A 2,454-nucleotide genomic window follows, 5' to 3' on the forward strand; every position below is an offset into this window, starting at 1 on the left:
GACAGCGCGGGCTCAGATCTGCAAGGGCTGCGACGGGCACGGGGTCCGGGTCACCGTCCACGCCACGGTCCTCGGCCACCCGGAAAAGTTGATCTCGTGCTGCCCGTGGTGCGCCGGCACGGCCGCACCATCTGCACCGCCGGTCAGCGTGGGTGCAGGGTTCGTTCCAGGCTGTCGAGAAGGGCGCGGGCGGTGAACGGCTTCTGGAGGTGGGCGACGCCGGGCGGGAAGCCGGCCACGGACTTCTCGGCGCCGGCGGCGTAGCCCGACATCAGCATGACCGGCAGCTCGGGGCGGGTCCGACGGAACTGTTCGATGAGCTGGTAGCCCGTCATGCCGGGCATGATCGCGTCGGTGAGCAGGGCGTCGATCCGCGTCGTCCCGGGACCGAACCGGTCGAGGGCCTCGGCCGGGGAACCCGCCTCGTGGACGAGGTAGCCGGACCGTACGAGGATGCGCGTGGTGACGGCGCGCACGGCCGCGTCGTCCTCGACGACGAGGATCGTCTTCCCCTGCCCGCGGGTGGTGTCGTCCCGGGTGGTGTCGTCCCGGGTGGTGTCGACGGGAGCGGGCCCGCTCCTCGCCGTGGCGGGCAGCAGGATCCGGATGGTCGTCCCCTTCCCGACCTCGGACTCGATGTCGACCTCGCCGCCGGCCGCCTTGACCACCCCGTAGACGGTGGCGAGGCCGAGTCCCGTCCCCTCACCGGGTCCCTTGGTGGTGAAGAAGGGTTCGACGGCGCGACGGATCACCTCCGGGCTCATGCCGCACCCGGTGTCGGCGACCRCCAGGCAGGCCCAGCCGCGCTTCGGGCGTTCTTCCGGCGACGGCCGCCCGTGCGCGGCCGGGCGGTCCGCGGGAGACGGGCCGCGGTCCCGGTCCAGGTTCGCCGTGCTGAGGGTGAGGCGGCCGCCGTCGGGCATGGCCGCACGGGAGTTGACGACCAGGTTCATCACCACCTGTTGGATCTTGCTCGGGTCGATCGTGACGGGGTGGAGATCGGGATCGAGGAGGGTGACGATCTCGATGTCCTCGCCGATGGTGCGTCGCAGCAGGTTCCGCGTCCCCTCGACCACCGCGTTGAGGTCGAGGGTCTCCGGCTTCGACGACTCCTGCCGGCTGAAGGTGAGCAGTTGACGGGTCAGTCCGGCGGCCTGGTCGGCGGCACGGCTGATCTCGTCCATGTCGGCCCGGCACGGGTCGTCGTCGGGAAGGGTGTCGAGGACGATCTCCGCATAGCCGGTGATCACGCCGAGCAGGTTGTTGAAGTCGTGCGCCACGCCGCCCGCGAGCCGGCCGAGGGACTCCAGCCGCTCGGTCTGATCCAGCTGGCGTCGCAGCCGCTCCCGTTCCTCGTCGGCATGGACCTGCTCGGTCACGTCACGCAGGATGCCCTGCACCGCGACGAGGTGGCCCTGGTCGTCGTGGACGCCGACCACGCGTTGCTCCGTCCAGACCTCGACGCCCTCTCGCGGGTGCCAACGGACCCGCAGCGGTTCGGGGTTCGCCGTGCGCCACGAGCCCTTGAGGGTGGGCCGGTCCTCCTCGTCGACCAGCGAGAACAGGGTGTCGGGGCGGCCGCACAGGTCCTCGGGCGGGTAGCCGGTGATCATCCTGATCGCCGGGCTGACGTACTCGACCTCGGCCCGCGGGCACAGCCGGCAGCGGAAGAGGACGTCCGTCGCCTGCTCGGCGAGCAGCCGGAACCGCTCCTCGCTGCGTCGTAGGGCGGCCTCGGCCTGCCGTCGTCTCTGCCGGTCGTCGGCCTCCCGCAGTTCGCGCTGCACCGCGGGGACGAGTCGGCTCATGCGATCCTTGAGCAGGAAGTCGTGCGCGCCGGCCCGCATGAGTGCCGCCGCCGTCTCCTCGCCGACCTGGCCGGAGACGACGATGAACGGGATATCGAGGCCGCTGGCGCGCAGCTGCATCAGGGCCGCCTCGGCGCCGAACGCCGGCATGTGGTAATCGCAGATCACCAGGTCCGGAGGCCGGGTACGGAGAACCGACGCGGCCGCCTCGGAGTCCTCCACCCGATCGGAGGTCACCTCGAAACCGCCGCGTCGCAGTCGTTCGATGACGAGCACGGCATCGTCGTCGCTGTCCTCGATCATGAGGACGTGAATGCGTGGCATCATGCGCACCTGTCTCGCCGTCATCTAGCCGGCCGTCACCCAGCCCGCCACCACCTACATCTCCGGCCGCCGCTCAGCCAGCTGCCGCTTCACCCTTCCGCGGCGGGTGAGGCATCGGCATTGGCACCGGAATCGGCATCGCTCTGGGTGTTCTGGGTGGACTGCCGGTTGAGCAGCAGCCAGTACATTCCCGCCGTCCGCACCGCCTCGGTGAACTGGCCGAAGCGGAACTTGTCAAGATTTTTAGGACAAGATTCTTTGTGAACTAGCCTGTGTTCCGTCCCTGTCGTGATCTCGGTCGAGGGATGACTTCTGATCGTTC

General features: G+C 69.9%; 1 protein-coding gene and 1 pseudogene. Both read right to left on the reverse strand.

Annotated features, from left to right (window positions below):
* Positions 1 to 143: 143 nt before the first annotated feature.
* Complete coding sequence (locus tag KBI5_RS23450) at positions 144 to 2,156, reverse strand: hybrid sensor histidine kinase/response regulator (protein ID WP_085016496.1); 2,013 nt, start codon at positions 2,154 to 2,156, stop codon at positions 144 to 146.
* 65 nt (positions 2,157 to 2,221) lie between these two features.
* A pseudogene (locus KBI5_RS26685) lies at positions 2,222 to 2,454 on the reverse strand (hypothetical protein); the annotation flags it as partial.

Origin of the sequence: Frankia sp. KB5 (genome assembly GCF_002099325.1) — a bacterium.
GTDB classification, from domain to species: domain Bacteria; phylum Actinomycetota; class Actinomycetes; order Frankiales; family Frankiaceae; genus Frankia; species Frankia casuarinae.